Raw genomic sequence first — 16,971 nt, forward strand, 5'->3', positions numbered from 1 at the left:
ATCTGCACTAAGTTTTTTAAACTTTTCTTCAGCTACTTTTTTTTCTTTCTCTCCTATTACTTTATCAGGGTGACATTTTAATGAAGCTTTTCTAAAGCGCCGCTCAACTAACTTAATTACATCATCAAACTCCTGTCTTATTACTTCTTCCGCTTTTATTCCCAGTCTTGAAAATAAATTCCGTAAATCTTGATTACTGTAATATTGATTTCTAGTTAAACTTGCCACTTTAGCCTCATTAAAAAATGAGGCTTATACTACAAATTTAATACTCAAGCAAGAATTTAAACTATATTAAAAGCAATTTCTTGTTTATCCATATAAATCCTTAATTTCTTTCCTTTGATTAATTGACGATTCAGCATTTCTTCAGCCAAATGACTTTTTATCTCTTTTTCAATCAACCTCTCTATCGTACGTGCTCCCATTTCTTTGCTGTAGCCAGTTTGTGCAAGATAAAACTTTACTTCCTCTTCGACTGAGCAACTTATGCCCTTTTGCATAAGTTGCTTTTTCAATTCTTGAACAAATTTATCCACAATATACAAAATGACATCTAAATTGAGGTCAGAAAAAGAAATGACTGCATCCAAGCGATTACGAAATTCAGGGCTAAAAATCCGTTCTACTGCTTTTTCGCTATCACCAATATTAAAGTCCTTATACCCAAAGCCAATAGAACTTTTGCTACGCTCAAATGCACCTGCATTGGTTGTCATAATTAAAATTGTATTGGAAAAATTAACTTTACGCCCGTAAGTATCTGTAACATAACCATAATCCATGACTTGTAGTAATATATTGTAAATATCACTATGAGCTTTCTCAATTTCATCAAGAAGTACCACACTATATTGATTGTTAGATACAGATTCTGTAAGCAATCCACCTTGGTCGTAACCCACATATCCAGGAGGGGAACCAATCATTCTAGATATTGTGTGAGGTTCCATATACTCGGACATATCAAATCGTATAAGGTTCATACCCATATTCTGTGCTAATTTCTTTGCAAGCTCAGTCTTACCTACGCCAGTTGGTCCTGCAAAAAGATAATTTGCCAAGGGTTTACTGTAACTTCTCAGACCAGATTTAGCAATTTTAATAGAATTAACAAGAGACTCTATCGCTTGCTCTTGACCAAAAATGGCTTTCTTGAGATTTTCTTTCAAAGATTTTACTCTTTGAACATCATCAAGCTCGCAAGGTACGTTTGTAATCCTAGTGATAGTATTCTTAATATCTCTACTGTTTATAATTTTTCGCCTGTTTTTTTGTAACTTACAATATGCCCCTGCTTCATCTATAACATCAACTGCTTTATCAGGTAATATTCGCCCAGTAATATACTTGTGTGAAAGTTCAGCTGCAGATTTAATGGAATGTTTCGTGTAATATACTCCATGATACCTTTCATAGTAATGCTTTATACCATCTAGTATCTTTACTGTATCATTAATAGAAGACTCTTTTACATTAATTTTTTGAAACCTCCTTGCTAATGCTTTATCCTTTTCAAAGCTATTGCTATATTCTATATATGTAGTTGCACCTATACAACGCAACGCACCTCTTGCAAGTGCAGGTTTGAGCAGATTGCCAGCATCAAGAAAGCTGCCACTTGTTGAACCCGCTCCAATAATAGTGTGTATTTCATCAATGAAAAGAATAGCGCCAGGTTTTGCCTCAATTACTTTTATTATAGATTTTATTCTCTCTTCGAAGTCACCTCTATAGCGTGTTCCTGCAAGAAGTGATCCTAAATCCAAAGCATAAATTATGCTGGATCTCAGTGCACTCGGAACACTACCTTCAATAATTTTCAATACCAAGCCTTCAACTATTGTTGTTTTACCAACACCTGGTTCTCCGACATATAAAGGGTTATTTTTTCTCCGTCTTAGCAAGATTTCTATAGTGCGATTTAATTCATAATCACGACCAATGACATAATCTATTTTTTTGCTTCTTGCATAATCATTTAAATTTCTACAATAATTTTGTAGAACTTCTTCATCTTTTAATAATTCACCTTTATTTGCTACAGTAGAGATATCGTTATTCTTATCAAGTTTTATCTTGCGATTAGTTACATATTCTTCTATATCACCTGAATATTTTATATTGGATATGTTATAAATCAAATTAGAATCCTTTGCATTCTGTTTGCGTAATAGCTCTTCAATGTATAAATCTTGCTCAGACAGAATCTCTAATAGAATACTTGCTCCATTTATTTCTTTTCTTCCCAGACGATGAGCTTGTATCATGGCTTTATGTATTATGCGTTGAAATAGCACATCAGGCTCAACTTTATTGACAGTTAATTCGGAGTTGTCTTGTAAAAAACCTTTTGTATTATTACCACGATCATTCCTTAATATAATATTATCTATATTTATGATTTCACCAGCTCTGATGTTACATCTTGATAAAACATAATTTACATCCACATCTTTGGTTAATGCTAGCAACAAATGTTCCACTTTTGCATATTTAAGCTTACAATCAGAAGCAATCTGTAACGCTCTATTTAAACTTGCCTCTAAATTTTTAGAAATCATCTATTCTCTTTAAAAGTGTAAATTTATATATAATTAGTAGCACACAATTATTAAAAAAACTGAAATCTAGCAGCTCGTTGTAGCCAAATTGAATTAATCTACAGATTATAGTCCACACAGCCTAACATTATACCGTTGTGATAATCTCAAAACGTTATAAGCAGCAGAATTAAGATTATCAAATTGTAGGTAAATCTAATTTGGGCTAGCTATATATTCTTTCTACCATCCTCCAATCACTTCACTTTGCAGCAAGTTTACTGGAGCTTTTAAAGAATAGAAGAATAGTTAAGTACATTAATACGCTTTTTCTAGTACTCTGCTTTTCTTCTTAAATACATTGATCTTTTTTCTACCGTATTTAGCCTTTAACGTACTTGGCCTTTTAAAGATCTTTTTTCTGTTACGTTTTTGAGATTGCATACTACAATCAAAATTTGGCTCTCCTTCTTTATCTGCTAGTGCAGGAAGTCTTCTCTTATCTTCAGGTGTAACAAAAGATAATGCAGATCCTTCAGCTCCCGCACGTGCAGTTCTGCCTATACGATGAACATAATCAGCTTGCGATTGTGGTACATCATAATTGATAACATGTTGAATGTGCGGAATATCAAGGCCGCGAGAAGCAACATCTGTTGCAACCATGATTTGATTGCGGCCACGACGAAAAGAATCAATGACTCTTTCACGCTTGTGCTGCCTTAAATCACCATGAATTGCCAAAGCGCTATAGTCATCTTTGTGCAATTTGTCAGCTAGCTGATCCGCTCCTCGCTTTGTTTTGACAAAAATAATGATCGATCCTTTGCGCTGACATAATTGTGTAACAAGCTTGCCATATTTTTCTGATTCTGATGCATAAACAACTTCTTGTTTAATTTTTACAGAAGTTGTAGCCTGGCAATCAACAGAAACACGCTCTGGTTGATTAAGATATTTTTCAGTAAGTTTTACTATTTCTCCAGGAAGAGTTGCAGAAAACATAAGAGTTTGCCTTATTTTAGGCAAACTCTTCATAATTTCTTCAATCTGAATTCCAAAGCCCATATCAAACATACGATCCGTCTCATCAAGCACAAGAATACCAACATTCCGAGTAACTAAAGTTTTACGCTCAATATGGTCTATAATACGACCAGGAGTGCCTATTATAATTTGTGGTTTTTTCTGAAGCTGATTTAGCTGCCTAAAAATAGGCTCGCCTCCGATCAACAAAGCAACTCTTAGTAAAGAACTTTGAGATAAGAGTTTTCTTATCTCACTTGTTACCTGATGAGCAAGCTCTCTGGTTGGCACGATGACTAAAGCTGAACCAATGCTTGGCTCATTCATCAATTTAGCAACCAGTGGAATAGCAAACGCTAAGGTTTTTCCAGTTCCCGTTTGAGCAGACCCAAGAATATCTTTGCCTTGAAGAGCTAGAGGAATCGCTTGCACCTGAATCGGGGTTGGAACACAAAGATTATTTTTACTTAGAGCTTGCCTAAGCAAAGTTGGAAGACCCATTTCATGAAAATTACTCACAATACATTACCCTATTAAAAAGCTTCACGATAGACTAATCTTCCAATCTTAAATTTATTGCAGACTTTTTATCTTCTCCGTTCCTACCACGCTCTTCTTTAAGCTCATAACTTACTCTTTCCCCTTTCATTCCTCTCTTTTTATCCTCTCCTCGAAGTGCATCAGGTCTTATTCCTGAACGTTCTAATGTACTAACATGTAAAAAAACGTCCTCACCTTTACCTTCTGGCTTGATGAAACCATAGCCTTTTTCAACATTAAACCATTTTATATTACCAAATTCCATATGGATAACTCCTAAACTACTAACTAATATTATTAATGTGATGAAAAACTTTGAAATTACGATTTAGAATGCTTTAAGCTTAGTTACTGCAACTAAACTTCTATACTCCATAGTCTATTCTTAACATTACATAGTAATAGTACACAATTATTGTACTTAATGCAACTAAAATTTTTAATCACTAAGTGAACCTGCTACTGTCATTTCGCTAACTTTAATCGTTGGTGAATTAAACTGCCCACAGAAAGTTAGGTCATTTGCAACAACTAAATTGCTAAACATATTTTTCAAATTGTCGGCAACAGTAATCTCGTGTATTGGATACGTTATTTTACCATTTTCTATAAAAAATCCGCATGCACCTTGACTATAATCGCCATTGATTAAATTAACACCAAAACCAAATAAATCAGTTACATATATTCCTTCTTTTACTTCCTCAATTAATTCCTCAAATGATCTATTACCATTTTTGAAATAGAAATTACTAGCTGAAGGAATAATTGCAGCATTACTTGCACGAGTTGCATTTGCGGTCGTTTCCAAGTTTAATTTCCTAGCCGAATATAGATCTAAAATCCAGTTTTGCAGCACTCCACTTTTTACAAATTCATTTCTTCTGCTCATTATTCCTTCCCCGTCAAACGGTCTTGATGTTATACCCCTTGGTAACAATGGGTCATCAATAATGCTAATCTCAGTATTAAAAATTTGATTATTTAAACTATTTCTCAAAAAAGAGCTATTATTTACAATATTGCTACCATTTATGGCAGAAGCAAAGCTCTTTACTAGCTCTTTAGCTGCTCTTTTTTCAAAAACAACCGGAAATTTGCCTGTCCTGATTGTAAATGAACCCAATTGATCTATTGCTCTTTTTGCTGCTTCTTTCCCTATTGACTCCGGTGTTTTTAAATCACTGAAGTTGCATGCTACATCGTAATCGTAGCCTATTTTCATTTCACTCTTTTCTCCAGCAACAACAGAAACCTGATTAACAAAAGTTGACTTACTAAATGAACCAACAAAACCAGAAACGGTTGATAATACTGTATTTACTGAAGTATGTGAAGATGAAGCTCCTTCGGAATTAATAATATTTTTATGTGCAAGAGCTGAATTTTCTGTAGCTTCAGTAATTTCTTTTAATTTATCAATTGTTACAACATTATTATCTGAGATATTTAAATCTGCAGAAGAGATATAATTACTGCCATCTACAGCAAAACTAATATAAGGATCTTCCTGGGCATTCTTTGCCATTTCCACCACTTGGCTCACTGCACTACTAAGATTATTCAAATCGTTTGTGGAAATATACGCAGCTTTGTTATTACCTGCTATAGCTCTAATTCCGACAGTACAGTTTCTAGATTGTGATATTTGTTCAATTTTTGATAGACGCTGAGAAACCGAGGTCTTATTAGTTTCATATATTGTAACTTCTGCGTCTTGATTCTGCTTTTTTATTAGTTTAGTGATATCTGCTGCAATATTTAATATATTCATTTTTCATTCCTTGAGTTTCTATAAAGATTCTGCACCACCTATAACTTCAATCAAATCAGTTGTAATTGCTGCTTGACGAGAACGATTATAAAGTAATGCTAGTTTATTTAGCATTTCTTTTGTATTTCTGTTTGCTGATTCCATAGCAACCATCCTAGCACTATTTTCACTTGCTGCACTTTCAAGTAAAGCAGAATAAAGAGCAGCTGTAACATAATCTTGAGTCAAAGATTTTAAAATAAACTCAATATTTCGTGGTTCATACTCATAGCTGTAATCTGTTAGAGGACTAACTACAGAATTATCAATTACTAATGAGTCTTTACTCCATGGTTTTATTGTTTCTAATATTGGCTTTTGCATGAAGGTATTATAGAATTTACTGTAAAAAACCTTAACTTTATTGTATTTACTTAGATCTATATCACTAACCAAGGCTTCCACACGCTTTAGTGTGATTCCCTTACTATTTTCAACCTTCAAGATATTTTTAGAATTAAATCTATTTTTGCCTGTCTCAAAAGCTTTCTTACCAAAAAAAACAATGTCTACTTTCTTATCATTTGCAATTAATTTGTTTATATGCTCCTGACTGAATTTAACAACAGAGGAGTTAAAGCTGCCACATAAACCACGATCAGATACAATAATAAATACTAGGAAAGAATCTTCATTATTGATATTTAGAATTCTTGCTAGTAACTCTTGATCCGCTGATAGCGCTAGTGAAGAAATAATGCTATGCAGCTTAGATATATGCAATTTTGAATTTGATAATTTCTTTTGGCTTTGTAATAATTTTGCTGCAGAAACCATTTGCATTATTTTCGTGGTTTTCTGCACAGACTTAATATTTTTAATTCTTAAGGATAATTCCTTTAAGCTCTTCATTTTGTATATAATTCTAATTTATTAAAATATATAACTGGTAATGTCTAAAAACAAGTTTTTTTGACATTGGAGTCAAACCTAACTAAGAAACTCACAGATTTACTGTTTTGAGATAAAGATTATATTAAAGCAATCTCGATGTAAAAGTATCACACCTTATGGAGTCTTATAATATAAGGTAAATACAATTAAGACTATTGCAACTTGAGCACTTATAATCCCATTGCTTTAGCTCTTTATTACAATGAGCACATTTCCAACCTGGATCAGGCACAGCTTCTGAGTCCATCCTGTTTAACCAATAAATTGCTTGATCATACTCTTGCAACATAATCTTGAGCTGTACCATAACAAGGTAGATTGATATGTAATTAGCTTTTTTCATAGCAATATCTAAATGCTGACTTGCAAGATCATATTTCCCTAAGCTAATTGAAGACAAAGCAAGCAAGCAATAACTAAAATAATAATCAGGGCGTAAGTTATATATTCTTTCAGCGCCTTTATTATTTAACTTGATATACATTCTAGCTGATTGAGGAGTAGGATTTACTCTATACTCTTCCTCTAATACTGTGGAAGCTTTTCTGATTTTTTCAAGCTTGATATATAATTCTGCCTTTAAATAATTTATGGGCTGAAAAGTTGCATAATAACTTTGTGCTTTAGCTAAATAATCTATAGCTTTGTAAAAACTTCCTTTACTTTCGTATTGCTTTGCTAAAGCGCAATAAAAAACCGCTAACATCTTTTTACGATCAAAGGGAAGAAAAATATTGAATTTGATAGCTTCCTTTAACTTTGAAATTGCATTTATCCAATCTTCTTGCAATATACAATGCTCTATTTGAAAGGGAATAGACAAAATTTTATCATTAATTGAACTAGAGCAATATTCTATAAATTTTTGAAAGACTAACCTTTCTTGCTTTAGGTGAATAATCAGTTTATTGATCAGAAGTAGAGCTAAGTTGCGATTTTTACTTGCAATACTCGTTAAATTATGGCTGAAAAAGCTGTAATTTCCCGTTTTACCTGAATTAAAGAGCTTTACTAAAGATAATTTATCACTTTCTTCATTTAGATTTTTAATTAGCTTATTGGTGTTCTCTATATTACCTAAGTCTAAGCTAAAGAAAGCTTCAAAGAGAAGCAATTCTTCCCTACTTCTCCTTCTATTTTTTATGTTAGCAAATGTTGATGAAATAGAAGAACAAAAACGTGCAACTGCAATCAATAAAAATAATAAGACTACGCAAGCAAGAATAACGAAATATAGATCAATACTTATAGTGTAATTGCCTAATTCCAATTTTATTACTTCACCACTTACCTTGATCCATATGCCAAATAAAAACGAAAAAGCAAAAATTATAAAATAAATCATGAGATGTATTGTAATAAGTGACGATATATTATTGAAGTATTCTTGAAAGCTACAATAAAATCATTCAATTTATTAAGCCATGATTTGAATTCTGGGTATGTTAAGTCACTTATTGCGGTGGCTATGCTCTGCCAATCATTATCGCTTATTAATTCTTCAATTTCCGCAATCTTTAACCTGAGTGGATCACTACGATCATCTATCTTTATCCAATTTGAAATGATTTTTTTAAACAAGTTACTTTTATTGTAGTTAATAACAGTCATGTTCTTCTCAAAAGACAATTTCAACCCGCGTAAAGTATCTACCTCTTTCAAATTTTCCAATTCATTTACTGCATTTTCTATCTCTGGATCGTCAAGCTCTGATATCAAAGGCTTTATTGAATTTATATGATTATCAAACTTGGCTTCTCGCAATAACGAATTCTTCATCTTAATCACAAGTAGCAGCAACTTTGCGAGGTTCTTATGCCTTAAACTACCATCACCTTGCTCACATTGAGTGTGCAGATTTCTCTTTAAGTCAAATATCCTTTTCTCCACCCTAGATTGATTCACTTCAAGCAATACTCTAAGTTCATCCATCTTCTCCGTTAAACCATTTATACTATTTTCACTTTCTTGCTGATTTATTTTGAAAAATATTATGTTATTTATTGCAATATGGCTAACAAACAACAATATAATTAAGAACCAACCTATGCATTTTTTTCGAGTATCATTCATAACGTAATATCTCCGCTGGGTCTTGTTCAGCTGCCTGCAATGCAGGAGGAATTGTTGCTAAAAATGACAAGAACAATGCAAGTGCAGAAATGTTCACTACATCTTGAGAAACTAATATCACTGGCAAACTTGAAAAAAAGTATATCATAGGATCAAATAGCTTGATGTTGGTAATGTTTTCTAAAAACACTCTAATATTTTCAATGTTGAGAGAAAAAATAACTCCTATAACAGAGCCAAGACAAGTTCCTGTAAAACCAATTAACAGCCCACAAGCACAAAATATGCGCATAATGCTTCCACTTGTTGCACCAAACGTACGCATAATTGCAATTGTGGATTTCTTTTCTTGCACTATCATCATCAAACTTGAAACAATATTGAATGCTGCCACAACTATAATCAAAGTAAGAATTAAAAACATCACATTTCTTTCAGTTTTTAAAGCATTAACATAATGGCTTTGCTGAGATTGCCAACTTTCAGCTTTCATTCCTGTTTCTTTTGCTATAGCGTTTGCTAGCTTATTAGCCATAGCAATATCATCTACAAACACTTCTATATTTCTCACACTATCTTTATAATTAAAAAAAGCCTGAGCTGATTTCATGGGCATATACATCAAGGTATTATCGTACTCAAACATACCCATATCAAATATTGCTACAACTTTATATTCCTTCATTCTTGGCATTTCATCAAGCAATACATCAAATCCTTCAGGAGATACAAGTATAATATTATCACCATAATCAATATTCAAGGCTTCTGCCAATCGTGCCCCTATTATTACTCCTTCATCGAATTTTTCCACATTACCCACAATCACATTATTTGTAACGGTAGTGTTATTAAATAAGTCTTTAGCTGATACACCACGAACTACACTACCTGCAATTCCACCATTTGCTGCAACGATTACTTGATCATTGGTCATAGAAGTAGCTTTTAATACACCTGGGATTTTCTCAATAGATTTTAACACTGCGTGGTAATCTGAATTTATGCTTCTATCAAAGTAAACATTAATATGGCCATTAATGCCAAGTACAGAGTCGAGCAGCTTTGCTTTGAACCCATTCATTACAGACATTACTACTATTAGCGTTGCAACTCCAAGAGCAATACCAATAATAGAAAACAAGGCCATTATAGAGCAAAATCTAGAATTCTTTGCTCGCAAATAGCGAATAGCCATAGTAAATTCAAAGGCAATAGACATTATACTAAGATTTAAATATCATACTTTTTATGCTTCATATAACTGTAATTTTTCCTTTACCTCAAATTAGGTTGTCTAAATTTAGCAAGCTTATAGAATATATTCAATATTCTATATTAAGACCTTCCATATATATCGTCCAATCTTACTATATCATTATCAGATAAAAACTTTCCTACCTGAAACTCAACTATCTCAAGAGGAAATCTTGTACTTTTATTCTCAATTTTATGAAACACCTTCCTTGGAATCTCTATTACATGATTTTTCGTTATAGCATATGTTTTGTCATCTAAACTAACATATCCAACTCCTGATAGTATTATATGGTACTCATCTCTATAGTGGTGAAATTGCTTAGAAGTGCAGCTTAGTGGATTTATAAAAAGATATTTTATAAGAAAATCCTTGCCCATTAAAATCACACTATAAAATCCCCATGGCTTAATCTCTTTCCTTATTGGCTTTACTTCCTTAACTTTATTAATGAACAACATTAGGCTCTTATACCAAAATCCATTACTGACGGAACAAATAAGAAACATTACAAACTCGTTTAATAGTAGTACTGGAAATATTGACAATAGAATTACACAAAACATCTTCAAGTAAACCTATGGTATCGTAGATACTATTGCGTAAAGTATTGTATTTGATATATTGCCACAACCTTTCAACAGGATTCAGTTCCGGTGAATAAGGAGGCAAGTATATGATGGTAATGTTTTCCTGAATTTTCAAACTTTTTGATCTATGCCAACTTGCACAATCCATTACAAGAAAGGCTTCTTTCGTGCCTAAATCTTTCGACATCTGCTCCAGAAATATATTCATACAATCAGTGTTTACATATGGAGCAAGTAGGCTAATTTTCTTACCACTTCTTGGATTTACCGCACTTTAGATATAGAAATTTTGTCTACCAATTTTCATTTTAACCTGCGTTCTGACCCCTTTTTTAAACCATCCGTGTCCGATTTTTGAATGAGTCCCAAATCGTGATTCATCAAAAAATACACCTCCCTTTTAGGGTGGAAATTGACTATTTTATTGAAGTATCTTTTAAACTCTTCTTGCTTGTTTTTATCTTGTTTATGGTGCATTGGCCTCGGTGTTATGTAAGAAAATTTCATCCTTTGTATCTCACGGTGCACTGTTGATTTGCTGATGTTTAGGGCAAATTCCTCTGAGATTTTTATTTGTACTTCCTTAATAGTAATATTTGGATTTCTTTCTACCCATATTTCAATTTGCTCACGTTGATTTTTGTTTAATTTGCTTTTTCTTCTCCGCTGAAACGGGGCAAATAATTTTTCTACTCTACCAAATTTTAGATGCTTTATCCATTCAGTCAAAGCAGTCCTTGAAATTTTACATATTCTTGCCACAGCGCTTATACTACTTTCTTTTCCTGCTATCACCGCTTGTAACTTTTTTGAAACATATGCGTTATTTCTTACCTTTTTTAACATTTCTTTCGCTAAATTTACAACTCTTTCGTCTAATAGTTTTGACCTTAATGCCATTTATACCTCGCTATTTCACTTACTCTAGTATGACTTTTTCCCCATTATTCTCTATCTGTTCTTTCTATAGCGGGAATTGGTATGACCATATACTGCATTTATATAGCCGTATTCAGAATTGAATTCATGAGGCTTTACCCCAAAAGTGACTATAGAGTCAGTTTCAGAGGCTAGCTTAGACGCTTTCTCAATAGAAACATAAAAACTATTCAAATCACCTATAAAATGGTCTGAAGGCAGAACTAAGATTGTCTCGTTCCTATCGCAGAGAAGCACAGCAATTAGTATTGCTGACGCTGTCCCAATTTTAACTGTTTCAAAAACTACTTTACATTCCTGTAATGCATGTAATTCCTGCATCAATAATGACTCATATTGTATATTTGTGGTAATGATGGGTGGCATATAATCGCCTTTTAGCCTCAACAAAGTGTTGTGAAACATAGTATTCTGACTAAATATTTTCTGAAATTGCTTTGGCTTAGATAGAGGCCAAAGTCTGCTGCCACTACCACCACACAGTATTACAGGGCGCATTTAATTAAGATATTAACTATTTGATTAATATCTTATACTAACGGCAAAATGCACGCAAGTTTTTATTGTGAGATGATTAAAGTAAAAAGTAATTTAAAGTGATGGTTGACTACGAGCGTGATGGAGTCCCTACATTTCGTGATGAGTCTTGTCTTCTTTCTATCTCTCTATCAATATGAGGAATGTTGCTTTTTTGATTAACTGCTGCAGATATTTTTTCATCAGTTTTGTTTTGCAGCTTTTCCTTTAAGCTTTCTCCAACACCTAGTTCTCTAGATTTATCTATACTTTCACTATTTTTGCTCAACCCCTTCTCTAAGTTTTTTTCAATATCTGATTTTCTAGCGTTAAGCTCTTTCCATGCACCCGCTATGCTAAGTGGCTTATGATCTTTCTGCTTCGGCTTTGGCCTTTCCCCATTTGTAACAACATTAAAGTCGCTTTTTACTTCTTTCCAACATTCTTTCAATTGATGTTTCCACATAGTAAGATAAGCATCACCATACTTTTTCTCATTTGCTACAAATAATAAAATTGGAACCTTAAGTATTGTAGCTCCCATATTTGCTAAATTTTTTACTGCCACTGCAGGAGTGAAAAAAAGATAACCAAAAGATTTTGCAATTGGATTTTGTCTGCCTATCAAATTCTCCCCTAATTTCATAGGAATAAAAGTCAGCATTCTAGCGCAAATCTTAGCTAAACCCGCAGCAGAAACAATAGGAACAGATATAAGACTCTTATCCAGTTCTAGATTACCACTCTGGTCTCTAATTTCAGAAAAATGGGTGCTTAGTTTTTTATAATTACTAGTGTATAATAGCTTACCGTTTCTCCCTTTCTCATCTCTATACTCTTCATTAACCTTTCCTGTTTTATCATTGATAGAGCAGCCTTTTTTAGCAAGAAAAGAGGAAGTAGTTAGCTCAAACTTATCATCTTTTTCCCGAGCTTCAAAAATTGGAATATGTTTTTCAAGATCAATTTTTGAAAACCCAAATGGTTTATAGTAGCTATCATAATGCTTAACATCCTTGTTTTTTTCCCGATTAACTAAAAAGTCAATGGTAAAATAGGACCTGTCATCCGCTTTCTCGACAAGAGCTAGTTCAAAAGTTTTCTTGTCATACAAAAGTTTATATATAGTTTCACCATTACTATTCTCATGTTCTGTAATTTTCCCAGATTTTACAATCTGATCGTAATTCTTTGGATATTTGCATTTTCTTCCATCTATATAGGTCATTACCTTTCTAAGATCCTTGACATAAATTTGAGATTCAGATGAAGCAAATAAACCTCTTGCTTTAAGTGTAAAATCTGTTACTGCTTTTTTTAACACTCCGAACATGTTGTCAAACCAAAATCGCTATAGTTCAATAATAAAACTAGTACACTAATAATATATTAACATAAAACTGGTAACTTTACAAGAAAATATGCCTATAAAAGAAAAAAGTCGTAAAAGCAAGGACTATATAAGTAATGGCTGATAAGTATTTTATGCATGTAATTGTAAAAATCCTTAGAGGTACGCTGTCTATATAATCTTCACACACTACCTGCATTCCAAGAACTGCATGCCAAAAAATGCAAAACACCAGTATAACAAAAAACAAAAGCTCTAGTGGATGATTAATAGACTGAAATAATTTTTCATTAAAAGATAAAGGGCTATCAACATAAAATGTGCAAGAAAATGAGTAAATAAACCAAGGAAATAAAAATAACAAAATCACCGCAGAAACACGCTGGATCCACCAATGATGTACTGAATTTACAGATTGACTCATATAAATATAAATAAAAAAGCCATAGTAGAAAGAAATAGCATTATTGTTAGTAATATAGCACTTTTTAAAACACTAGCAATTTCTAAATTAAGCCCAGCATCCCACAATAAATGACGAATACCATTAAGAAAATGATACATAAAGCTTACAAAGCATAAGATATAAGCTAATTTAGCAAGAGGAGTGAACAATAATGCATTTAAGCACCTTACTATAATTAACTTAGGGGAGTAAACATATAATATAAAATACCAAGAAAGTATGATTAATAAAAGAAGTAGCAAGATACCAGTCAATCTATGCATAATAGAAAAAAAACTAGTAACTTGTATTTTATATATTTGTAAATGTGGGGAAAGAGGCCTGTCACTCATAAAATTTCGTTATCGAGAAATTAAAAAATAAAGTAGAAGTAAAGACAGCAGTATAGTACATAATGACACTATTATTTGAAATGGTGAATTACGTACAAAGCCTAAGGAGGTAATCCAGCTGCAGATTCCCCTACTGCTACCTTGTTACGACTTCACCCCAGTCACTGATCCCACTTTAAATAACTCCTTCCTTGCGGTTAGGCCATTAGCTTCGAGTGAAACCAATTCCCATGGCGTGACGGGCAGTGTGTACAAGACCCGAGAACGTATTCACCGTGGCATGCTGATCCACGATTACTAGCGATTCCAACTTCATGTACTCGAGTTGCAGAGTACAATCCGAACTGAGATGTTTTTTAGGGATTAGCTTAGGCTTGCGCACCTTGCAGCCCATTGTAGACACCATTGTAGCACGTGTGTAGCCCACTCCATAAAGGCCATGATGACTTGACATCATCCCCACCTTCCTCCAGCTTATCACTGGCAGTTTCCTTAAAGTACTCAGCATTACCTGATAGCAACTAAGGATGAGGGTTGCGCTCGTTGCGGGACTTAACCCAACATCTCACGACACGAGCTGACGACAGCCATGCAACACTTGTGTAAAATCCGGCCGAACCGACCCTATCCCTTCGAATAGGTATGATTTCCATGTCAAGAAGTGGTAAGGTTTTTCGCGTTGCATCGAATTAAACCACATGCTCCACCGCTTGTGCGGGTCCCCGTCAATTCCTTTGAGTTTTAATCTTGCGACCGTAGTCCCCAGGCGGAATGTTTAACGCGTTAGCTGTAATACAGAAAGTAAACTTCCCATATTTAACATTCATCGTTTACAGCGTGGACTACCAGGGTATCTAATCCTGTTTGCTCCCCACGCCTTCGCGCTTCAGCGTCAGATTTGAACCAGATAGACGCCTTCGCCACTGGTGTTCCTCCTAATATTTACGAATTTTACCTCTACATCAGGAATTCCTCTATCCTCTTTCAATCTCTAGATTAATAGTTTTAAAAGCAATTCCAAGGTTAAGCCTCGGGATTTCACTTTTAACTTATTAACCAGCCTACGCGCCCTTTACGCCCAATAATTCCGAATAACGCTAGCCCTCTCCGTATTACCGCGGCTGCTGGCACGGAGTTAGCCAGGACTTCTTCTGTGAGTACCGTCATTATCTTCCTCACTAAAAGAGCTTTACAACCCAAAGGCCTTCTTCACTCATGCGGCATGGCTGGATCAGGCTTTCGCCCATTGTCCAATATTCCCCACTGCTGCCTCCCGTAGGAGTCTGGACCTTATCTCAGTTCCAGTGTGGCTGATCATCCTCTCAGATCAGCTATAGATCATTGCCTTGGTAGGCTATTACTCCACCAACTAGCTAATCTAATATAGGCTCATCTAATAGCAATAAATTTTTCCCCCGTAGGGCGTATACGGTATTAGTTGCCGTTTCCAACAATTATTCCGTACTACTAGGTAGATTCCTATACATTACTCACCCGTCTGCCACTAAGTTATACCATAGCAAGCTACAGTACAACTCCGTTCGACTTGCATGTGTTAGGCCTGCCGCCAGCGTTCATTCTGAGCCAGGATCAAACTCTCAAATTTAGACTTCAACCTATAAAAGGTTGAGGGTACATCGGATAAATCCGACAAAAAATAATTTAGCTTAATACTGCTGTCTTTATTTCTACTTTAGAAATATTTTAATCTCCAACTATTCAAACAACTCTAAGAATATTATTATGTGATATAATCACTATGTCAATATGTTTTTGCAAATCAAAAGCATTAATGTATAAATATATAACTATTTGGAATATTACCATGAAAAAATACACCTTTCTGCTTGCACTCGCGCCAATGTTAGTTGGCATCACATTATACTTATTGCGCAACATTGATAACACAAAACAATCTATAACTTCAGGTGACAAGTTTTACGAAATATTATTCTTAAAAAAAGATAATAAGTCACTGCTAGAAGAAATAGATTCAAATTGGGAGTATTTAGCAAATTTTGAACGCGCATTCAATCATATCTCAGATTCAATGCCAATAGACACAGCATCTATTATTTATAATGATTTGGCAGACGATAAAGATGCTCCTGATGTTTTGCGTGAGTTAGCACAATACTTAGAAGTAATGAGCTTACTTCACTCCAGCGGTGAAAAAACAAATAGAGATAAAATTAGTAATTTAGAATCAAATGCAGTGTACCCTTATTCAAGCCAAGAAGCTATCGCTATAGTAAAGATACACAGTAACGACATTAAAGGTGCAATTGAAATATTGCATTCATTATTAAATGATAGAGAATGTCCGACTCTAATCAAGGCTAATGCACAAGAATTACTTCGGATATACGAAAACTAAAAAACTTGCTTGCATAACAATTTGGCAGCGCATCTGATGAAATAAAGAACTTTACTTGACAAACCTCCCTATTTTATTATGGCACTAAAAGTATTTATGACTCAAAATTTGTTTTTGACCTGCAGAATCAATCACAAAATCCAGTAAAAACTTAGGTGTTTATTGGTAGATTACGTAAAATTATAGCGGTTTTTTAATTTTTTCTATACTCAGCCAAGTCACGCTTGTTAGAACATCATTACAGCACCACTTA

The 16,971-nt window shown here is 33.9% G+C and carries 13 protein-coding genes, 1 rRNA gene and 3 pseudogenes; 2 read left to right on the forward strand and 15 right to left on the reverse strand.

Translation table 11 applies throughout. The features are described 5' to 3' along the window. Window positions 1-284: 284 nt before the first annotated feature. The 10 genes and pseudogenes from M3L71_RS00640 to M3L71_RS00685 form a co-directional block, all read right to left on the reverse strand. On the reverse strand, window positions 285-2,564 hold the full coding sequence (locus M3L71_RS00640; RefSeq protein ID WP_280143703.1) for an AAA family ATPase: 2,280 nt from the start codon (window positions 2,562-2,564) through the stop codon (window positions 285-287). A gap of 297 nt (window positions 2,565-2,861) precedes the next feature. Then, window positions 2,862-4,088 (reverse strand): DEAD/DEAH box helicase, encoded by a 1,227-nt coding sequence (locus M3L71_RS00645; protein WP_280143704.1) that lies wholly within the window; start codon window positions 4,086-4,088, stop codon window positions 2,862-2,864. Between the two features lie 34 nt (window positions 4,089-4,122). Beyond that, window positions 4,123-4,374 carry a cold-shock protein gene (locus M3L71_RS00650; RefSeq protein WP_264336822.1) on the reverse strand — a complete coding sequence of 84 codons (252 nt, stop codon included), beginning with the start codon at window positions 4,372-4,374 and terminating at the stop codon, window positions 4,123-4,125. Window positions 4,375-4,548: 174 nt separating this feature from the next. After that, window positions 4,549-5,883, reverse strand: a complete 1,335-nt coding sequence (locus M3L71_RS00655; RefSeq protein WP_280143705.1) for a TldD/PmbA family protein — start codon at window positions 5,881-5,883, stop codon at window positions 4,549-4,551. Window positions 5,884-5,901: 18 nt separating this feature from the next. After that, window positions 5,902-6,774, reverse strand: a complete 873-nt coding sequence (gene atpG / locus M3L71_RS00660) for an ATP synthase F1 subunit gamma (protein ID WP_280143706.1) — start codon at window positions 6,772-6,774, stop codon at window positions 5,902-5,904. A gap of 166 nt (window positions 6,775-6,940) precedes the next feature. Next, window positions 6,941-8,161, reverse strand: a complete 1,221-nt coding sequence (locus M3L71_RS00665) for a tetratricopeptide repeat protein (protein WP_280143707.1) — start codon at window positions 8,159-8,161, stop codon at window positions 6,941-6,943. Then, window positions 8,158-8,889, reverse strand: coding sequence for a hypothetical protein (locus tag M3L71_RS00670; protein WP_280143708.1), 732 nt, complete (start codon window positions 8,887-8,889; stop codon window positions 8,158-8,160). Before M3L71_RS00670 ends, M3L71_RS00665 begins: the two co-directional genes overlap by 4 nt. Beyond that, window positions 8,882-10,111, reverse strand: coding sequence for a lipoprotein-releasing ABC transporter permease subunit (locus tag M3L71_RS00675; RefSeq protein WP_280143709.1), 1,230 nt, complete (start codon window positions 10,109-10,111; stop codon window positions 8,882-8,884). Before M3L71_RS00675 ends, M3L71_RS00670 begins: the two co-directional genes overlap by 8 nt. 116 nt (window positions 10,112-10,227) lie before the next feature. Continuing rightward, window positions 10,228-10,617, reverse strand: a pseudogene (locus M3L71_RS00680) (phosphomannose isomerase type II C-terminal cupin domain); the annotation flags it as partial. A 13-nt stretch (window positions 10,618-10,630) separates the two neighbouring features. Beyond that, a pseudogene (locus M3L71_RS00685) lies at window positions 10,631-11,637 on the reverse strand (IS630 family transposase). Here M3L71_RS00685 and M3L71_RS00690 point away from each other — a divergent pair. Continuing rightward, complete coding sequence (locus M3L71_RS00690) at window positions 11,631-11,759, forward strand: hypothetical protein (protein ID WP_280143711.1); 129 nt, start codon at window positions 11,631-11,633, stop codon at window positions 11,757-11,759. The pseudogene M3L71_RS00685 and the gene M3L71_RS00690 sit on opposite strands and share 7 nt — an antisense overlap. On the opposite strand, the pseudogene M3L71_RS00695 reads toward M3L71_RS00690, so the two are convergent. From M3L71_RS00695 to M3L71_RS00715, 5 genes and pseudogenes are all read right to left on the reverse strand, one after another. Next, window positions 11,722-12,174 (reverse strand): annotated as a pseudogene (locus M3L71_RS00695) (sugar phosphate nucleotidyltransferase); the annotation flags it as partial. The gene M3L71_RS00690 and the pseudogene M3L71_RS00695 overlap by 38 nt on opposite strands. Window positions 12,175-12,283: 109 nt before the next feature. Further along, window positions 12,284-13,525, reverse strand: a complete 1,242-nt coding sequence (locus M3L71_RS00700) for a hypothetical protein (protein ID WP_280143712.1) — start codon at window positions 13,523-13,525, stop codon at window positions 12,284-12,286. Window positions 13,526-13,601: 76 nt separating this feature from the next. Further along, window positions 13,602-13,967: a succinate dehydrogenase, hydrophobic membrane anchor protein gene (gene sdhD / locus M3L71_RS00705; RefSeq protein ID WP_280143713.1), complete on the reverse strand. Its 366-nt coding sequence runs from the start codon at window positions 13,965-13,967 to the stop codon at window positions 13,602-13,604. Beyond that, window positions 13,964-14,341, reverse strand: a complete 378-nt coding sequence (gene sdhC, locus M3L71_RS00710) for a succinate dehydrogenase, cytochrome b556 subunit (RefSeq protein ID WP_280143714.1) — start codon at window positions 14,339-14,341, stop codon at window positions 13,964-13,966. The genes sdhD and sdhC overlap by 4 nt, the downstream gene beginning before the upstream one ends. A 102-nt stretch (window positions 14,342-14,443) precedes the next feature. Continuing rightward, window positions 14,444-15,947, reverse strand: a 16S ribosomal RNA gene (locus M3L71_RS00715). 153 nt (window positions 15,948-16,100) lie between these two features. Here M3L71_RS00715 and M3L71_RS00720 point away from each other — a divergent pair. After that, window positions 16,101-16,718 carry a hypothetical protein gene (locus M3L71_RS00720; protein WP_280143715.1) on the forward strand — a complete coding sequence of 206 codons (618 nt, stop codon included), beginning with the start codon at window positions 16,101-16,103 and terminating at the stop codon, window positions 16,716-16,718. Window positions 16,719-16,971: the final 253 nt, after the last annotated feature.

Origin of the sequence: Wolbachia endosymbiont of Frankliniella intonsa, assembly GCF_029856955.1 — a bacterium.
Lineage (GTDB): Bacteria > Pseudomonadota > Alphaproteobacteria > Rickettsiales > Anaplasmataceae > Wolbachia.